Source organism: Nocardia farcinica (assembly GCF_029867845.1).
Taxonomy (GTDB): domain Bacteria; phylum Actinomycetota; class Actinomycetes; order Mycobacteriales; family Mycobacteriaceae; genus Nocardia; species Nocardia farcinica_A.
Window position 1 is genome coordinate 1 of record NZ_JARWRU010001212.1, and the last position, 6,199, is coordinate 6,199.

The following is a 6,199-nucleotide window of genomic DNA, read 5'->3' on the forward strand; positions in this document are numbered from 1 at the left end:
CCCCGCGCGCGGGGGGGGGGGGGGGGGGGGGGCGCCCCGGCCGCCCCCCCCCCGCGCCCCCCGTTCCGGCTGCCCGGGCGCGGGCTGCCGGACGCGACGCCGCCGGGCGGTCGCGGGTGGGATCAGGCCGGTTGCAGGCGGGCCTGCTCGGCCGAGGGTTCGGCGATGCCGAGATAGGCGATCTCGAACGGGGTCGCGACCATCCTGACCGTCGCCGCACCCGCCGCCGAACGGATCGTCACGACGTTGGCGGTGTGCTCGCTCTCGGTGAGCGTGATGTCGGGCTCGAAGCCGCCGCTCGGCGCGGCGCCGTGCTCGCGGACCACGATCACGGTGGTGTCCGAATGATGCCCGGTGACCGGCACCCCGTCGTAGACGACGACATTCGCCGACCGGTGCGAGTTCGCCTGCTGTGAGCCCGCCGACCAGGCCGCCAGCGTCAGCGCGGGGGAGCCGACCCGATCCACCATCGTCCGCCAGGCATCGTGGCGGGTGGTGTGCACGACGACGGTCGCGCCGACGGCGATGGCGCGCAGGATCACCTGCTTGGCGACCAGAACGCCCCCGGTGACCTCGACCCGCCGCACATGCGCGGCGACCAGCGGCATGGCCACACCCTGCCCGGAGTCGTCGGCGCCGATGAGCTGGCCGCAGCCTGCGATCGGCGTCGTCAGCTCGGTCAGCGCGTCGGCGTCGCCGATCACGCTCTCCTCCGGCAGGCCGGACTCGGCGGTGCCGATCGGCAGGGTGTGCACCAACGCGCGGAACTGCCTGCCGGGCAGCGCGATCAGGCCGGGACGGTCCGGCAGCTGCGCGTCCTTTCTCGTGGTGAAACGCACCAGCGCGGACACATCGATCCTGGCGCCGTCGCCGGGGTCAGAGGCCCGGCCCGGCTCCTCCGGCGCCCGCCGCAGCCGCATCGTCACCGTGGTGGCGATCGTCGATGTGGTCCACATGTCCGCGAACCCGCGCGGGCCGAGAGCGTCCAGCTCCGCCCGGAAGGTGGTGGTGCGCAATCCGTCGTGCTCGAGCGCGTCGGGCGATTCGGTGAACGCGGCGAGATCGACCCCGTGGGTCAGCTGGTGCACCATGGCGTTCAGTTCCGCGCTCGACAGCACCGAGGCCGTCAGCCCCCTGGCCGCCAGCCGGTTCGCGACCCGCTGGGTGGCCACGATGACCGTGCGCAGCACGCCGGTCGATCCGCCGCCCCGGCGGTTCGCGGCGGCCGCGTTGGCCAGCGGATCTAGCCGCAGCACCACCCAGACCGTGCGATGGGCGACCGCGGGCAGCGGGCCGAGGATCTGGTCGTAGAGCCGGGCGACCGCACCCACGGCGGCGGTGCGCGCGCCGGTGCTGATCACATCGATCGCCGCCAGTTCGATGTCGAACTGGTTGAGGCAGCGCGCCAGTTCCGGCAGCGGGACCTTGTCGCCGGTGCTCAGCCCGCTCGGGCTCAACCTGGTCACGAACGGCGGCGGCGCGTCCAGACGCAGCACGGTGATCACGTGACGGCCGTCCCAGCGCATGCCGTAGCTGCCGCCGTCGGGCAGCGGCACGTCGAACGGTGCGTCCCCGGCGGGGATCGGGCGTCTGCCGAATCGCTGCCGGACGAAGGCGGCCTTCGCGGCGAGCCAGCCCGCCGCGCTCGTCCCGCGGACCGGGACGAGCAACAGCACGAAGAGCGCGGCGGCCCCGCCCGCGGCGGCCGCGGGCGGGGCGTCGAAGATCAGGGCGGTCACCGCGATCGCGTTCGCCACCGCCAGGACCGCGAGCACCCGGCGCAGCGGAAACGTGCGGAAGAACCAGAATTGCGGGGAACGCAGGGGATGCACCGGGGCATCTGCGGCCGACCCGGCCGTAGTGGACGCCATAGCCTCATCATGGACCCCATTCGCCGACCTTCGCTACTGTTGTCCGACGAGATCACCTCGACCGCCGGTGTTTCCCGCTGCGGACGAGCCGATTTCGCATCGTGCAGTAGTTCCGTATCGCGGCCGTCCCGGAGGGTTTCTGTGCCCGCTCAGTTGACCACCCGTCAGCAAGTCAACGGCTATCGTTTCCTGCTGCGCAGATACGAGCACGCGCTCATCCGGCGCGACGTGCGAATGTTGCACGACCCCATGCGTTCCCAGTCACGATCGCTGATCGTCGGCGCGGTGCTCGGCCTGCTCGTCGTCGCGGGTGCGGCGATCATGGCCTTCCTCAAGCCGCAGGGCACGGTCGGCGACGCCTCGATCGTGATGGCCAAGGAGACCGGCGCGCTGTACGTGGTGGCCGACGACCGGTTGCACCCGGTGCTGAATCTGGCCTCCGCGCGGCTGATCACCGGCAGCAACGAGGACCCGACCTCGGTCAAGGCGTCGAAGCTGTCCGACCGTCCGCGCGGTCCGCTGCTCGGCATCCCCGGCGCCCCCTCCTTCCTGCCCGGCTCCTCGGCGGGGGATCGGTCCACCTGGAGCCTCTGCGACACCGTCACGCTCTCGCCGTCGGGCCGCACCACCAACGGGCTGAAGACCACGGCCATCGCGGGCGAGCCGGACACCGGCGCGGAATACGCGGCCCGGCCGCTGGGCGAGGCGCAGACGCTGCTGGTCACCAAGGGGGACAAGACCTATCTGCTCTACGACGGCAAACGCGCGGAGGTGGACCCGGCCGATCCGGTGCTCGTGCGCGCCCTCGGACTCGACGGGCTGACCGCCCGGCCGATCAGCGCCGGCCTGCTCAACGCGACGCTGGAGGTGCCCCCGCTGCGTGCGCCGGTCATCGACGGTCTCGGCGGCCCCGGACCGGGCGCGCTGGCCGAGGTGCCGGTCGGCGGTGTGATCCGGGTGCGCACCGTGGCCTCGGAGGACATGTTCGTCGTCCTCGCCGACGGTGTGCAGCCGGTGTCCCCGTTCGCGGCCGAGGTGATCCGCACCGCGAACTCACAGGAGATGGCCGATGTGGTCGCGGTGCCGCCGGACCGGCTGGTGGGTGTGCCGGTGGTGCAACGGCTCCCGGTCGATCGGTTCCCACGGGAGATCCCCGAGATCCTGACCGCCGAGAACGCTCCGGTCGGCTGCCTGACCTGGTCACGTGGCGCGGAGCACCCGGCCGCGACCGTCGAGTTCACCGCGGGCCGGGGGCTGCCGCTGGCCGTTTCGGCGGCGCCGGTGGAACTGGCCACCGCCGACGGCAGCGGCGACCGCATCGACGCGGTCTACATCCCGCCGGGCACCGGTGAGTACGTGCAGACCACCGGCATCGAGCCGGCGAGCGAGCGCCGGGGCAGCCTGTTCTACATCGCGGAGAACGGCATCCGCTACGGCGTCCCGGACGCGCAGACGGCCGCCGTGCTCGGCCTGGCCGAGACGCCGAGCCCGGCGCCTTGGCCGATCATCGCCGAGCTGGTCCCCGGGCCGACGCTGAACCGGGCCGACGCGCTCGTCAGCCACGACGTGCTGCCCACCGGCCTGCCCTGAGCGGCCGGTCCCGCTCGGTGGCCACGGGGGCCGCCCCTCAGCGCAGGGTGGACAGCACCGACTCCAGTGCCTTGCGCATGTCGTCGGCCTCGATGCGCATGAGCGTCGATTCGTCGAGCGCGGACAGGTCCAGGTCGGCGTCGCTGGCCAACCGGAACTCGCGTTCCTCCTCGGCGGCCTCGATGACGTTGCGGATGAACCGGCCGTTGCCCGCGAGATCGATGCCGCGCCGCGGGGCGCCGGTCTGGTCGGTGCTCTCGCGCTCGTAGAGTTCCGCGCACGCCGAGACGAGCAGGGCCAGCGCCTCCTCCGAGATCTCCGAATCCCTTCGGCCGGCGATGAACTGACCGATGCGGCCCAGTTCCTCTGGGGTGTAGGACTCGAACTTCACCCGTTTGGCGAACCGGGACGCCAGGCCGTCGTTGGCCGCGAGCAGCCGGTCGATCTCGCCGTCGTAGCCGGCGATGATCACCACCAGCCGGTCGCGGTCGTTCTCCATGCGGGCCAGCAGTGTGTCCACCGCTTCGCGGCCGAAGGCGTCGCCGCCGGACAGGCCGGTCTGGATCAGCGTGTAGGCCTCGTCGATGAACAGCACGCCGTCCATGGCGCTGTCGATCAGCGCGGAGGTCTTGATGGCGGTCGAACCCAGATGCTGGCCGACGAAATCGGCGCGCTTGGCCTCCACCAGATTGTCGGTCTTCAACAGGCCCAGCCCGCAATAGATCTTGGCGACCACTCGCGCGACGGTGGTCTTGCCCGTGCCGGGCGGACCGGTGAACGCCAGATGCTGACCGCGCGGGACCGCGGCCATGCCCTTCTCCGCGCGGACCTTGGCCAGCTGCGCGGTGGCCTGCAACTTCGCGACCTGGATCTTGACCGCTTCCAAGCCGATCTGCGCGTCCAGTTCGGCGCGCGCGGCCTGCAGGATCTGCTTGGCCCGGTCGTCGCGTTCCTGCTGGCCGAGCTCCTCGGGCGAGGGCGCGGAGGCCGGATCCCAGCGATCGGTGCGTGCCTCGATCTGTTCGCGGGTGGTGACGGTGAGGCGATACTTGGGATCTCGCATCGCCTTGGTGTTGGCCTCGAAGTCGGGCGCCTCGGAGAAGACCTTCTCGAACAGCGCCTGCGCCTGATCCTCGTGACCGGTCTCGCGCAGGCACAGGCCGCGGCAGAAGCGCGCGGTGGTGGCCGCCGCCGGAATCGGGCCCGCCTCGGCCTGTTCCATGCGCCGGATGGCCTCGCCGAACAGGCCGAGCTGTGCGCAGGCGGTGCCGACCATCACGTGCGCGCCCGCGGCGAGGTACGGATCGTCCCACTCGGCGGAGCCGGCGAGCACCGTCATCACATCCGACCAGCGCTGGGTCTGGTAGTGCAGCACGCCGCGCACATAGGCGCAGATGCGGTCGTCGACGCCGCGATCGGATTGCGACAGCTGTGATTTCCGATGCTCGGCCAGTTCGTCGAGCAAACGTTCGGCTTCGTCGTACTCACCGTCGGCGATCAGCTGCGAGGCCTGTGCCAGCCAGATCTCGGTGTAGCTGGCGAGCGGGTAGTCGATGTATTGGCCGACCACGAATCGCCCGGCGAGCACCCGTGGCGCCAGGCCGAGCCTGCGCTGCTCGCGGAACAGTGTGTGCTTGCTGGTTTTGTGCAGGTTGAACAGCACTTCGCGGGTGACCTCACCCGCGGCCGCGCGCCCGAGCCAGGCATCACACATCTGCGGGTCCCATTCGGTCGCCCGGGTGAACGCCAGCTTGGCGTAATCGAGGTCGCGAACGGACTCCTGGCCTTCGATGGCAATGCCGAGGGAGAGAACTCCTGCGTCGAACGCGCGTTGCGCTTGGCGATTGCCGGTCATGCGGGTTGGCCCCCAAAACTGCCGGGATGAGCGAATTCCCGTTAAGCATACCGGCTGCCGCTGCGATAGATTGAGGCTGTTGCCGGGGACAGGTGCAATGTAGGGAGTATTCGAGCCAGTGACAGAGTCGTCGACCGGTGGCTCGGGTGTGGCCGATCCAGAGCTGTGCCGCGTATCGGTCATCGGGGGCAATACCCAGGTTGATCTCGGGTTGCCCGCCACCGTGCCGATCGCGGCGTTCATCTCCGACATCGTCGAGCTGATCGAATCGCGCAACCCGGATCTGACCGAACACGAAGAGGGCGCGCCGCTGGTCACCCAGCACTGGACGCTGGCGCGGATCGGCCGCGATCCCATCGCCCCCAATCAGACCCTCACCGAGGCCGAGATCTACGACGGCGAGCTGCTCGTGCTCCGCCCGGTCGCGGCCAAGGAGTCGCCCGCGCTGTTCGACGACGTCATCGACGCCGTCTCGGAACTGACCACGACGAGTTTCCGGCACTGGTCGCCGATCTCGGCGGCGTGGATGGGCCTGATCGGCGCACTGGTGGCGGTCCTGGCGGGCACCGGCCTGCTGGTGGCGGCAAGAGCCGAGGACGCGGGCTGGGTGATCGGTTTCCTGCCCGCGGGAGTCGGTGCGGCCGCGATGGTTTCGGCGGTGATCGCGGTCCGCCGGTACGGGGCGTCGCTGGCCTCGGTGCTGCTGTCGTTGCACGGGGTGCTGCTGATCGCCGCCGCCGGAATGCTGTTCGTGCCCGGCCCCGTCGAGGCGCCGAACGTGTTGCTCGGCGCGGTGGCCGCACAGGGGGGGGGCGGGGGGGGGGGGAGCGGGGCCGGGGTGGGGGGGCCGATGTTAGCGGCGGGCCAAACCACCCCGCAGTTG

At 71.1% G+C, this 6,199-nt stretch carries 4 protein-coding genes; 2 read left to right on the forward strand and 2 right to left on the reverse strand.

All coding sequences use genetic code 11. The annotated features are described in order from the left end of the window. Positions 1–122 precede the first annotated feature (122 nt). Positions 123–1,871, reverse strand: a complete 1,749-nt coding sequence (eccE, locus tag QH283_RS26875) for a type VII secretion protein EccE (RefSeq protein ID WP_280505727.1) — start codon at positions 1,869–1,871, stop codon at positions 123–125. Positions 1,872–2,012: 141 nt separating this feature from the next. Here eccE and eccB point away from each other — a divergent pair, with 141 nt between their 5' ends. Beyond that, complete coding sequence (gene eccB, locus QH283_RS26880) at positions 2,013–3,461, forward strand: type VII secretion protein EccB (protein WP_280505728.1); 1,449 nt, start codon at positions 2,013–2,015, stop codon at positions 3,459–3,461. A 37-nt stretch (positions 3,462–3,498) separates the two neighbouring features. Here the strand turns inward: eccB and eccA are convergent, their stop codons facing one another. Further along, positions 3,499–5,316 carry a type VII secretion AAA-ATPase EccA gene (gene eccA / locus QH283_RS26885; protein WP_280505729.1) on the reverse strand — a complete coding sequence of 606 codons (1,818 nt, stop codon included), beginning with the start codon at positions 5,314–5,316 and terminating at the stop codon, positions 3,499–3,501. Positions 5,317–5,434: 118 nt separating this feature from the next. On the opposite strand from eccA, the gene eccD reads away from it, so the two are divergent. Next, a partial coding sequence (gene eccD / locus QH283_RS26890) for a type VII secretion integral membrane protein EccD (protein WP_280505730.1) occupies positions 5,435–6,199 on the forward strand: 765 nt, incomplete at its 3' end.

Excerpts from the sequence above, each read along its gene's own strand:
- eccE (WP_280505727.1), bottom strand. The coding sequence starts at position 1,871 with ATGGCGTCCACTACGGCCGGGTCGGCCGCAGATGCCCCGGTGCATCCC.
- eccA (WP_280505729.1), bottom strand. The coding sequence starts at position 5,316 with ATGACCGGCAATCGCCAAGCGCAACGCGCGTTCGACGCAGGAGTTCTC.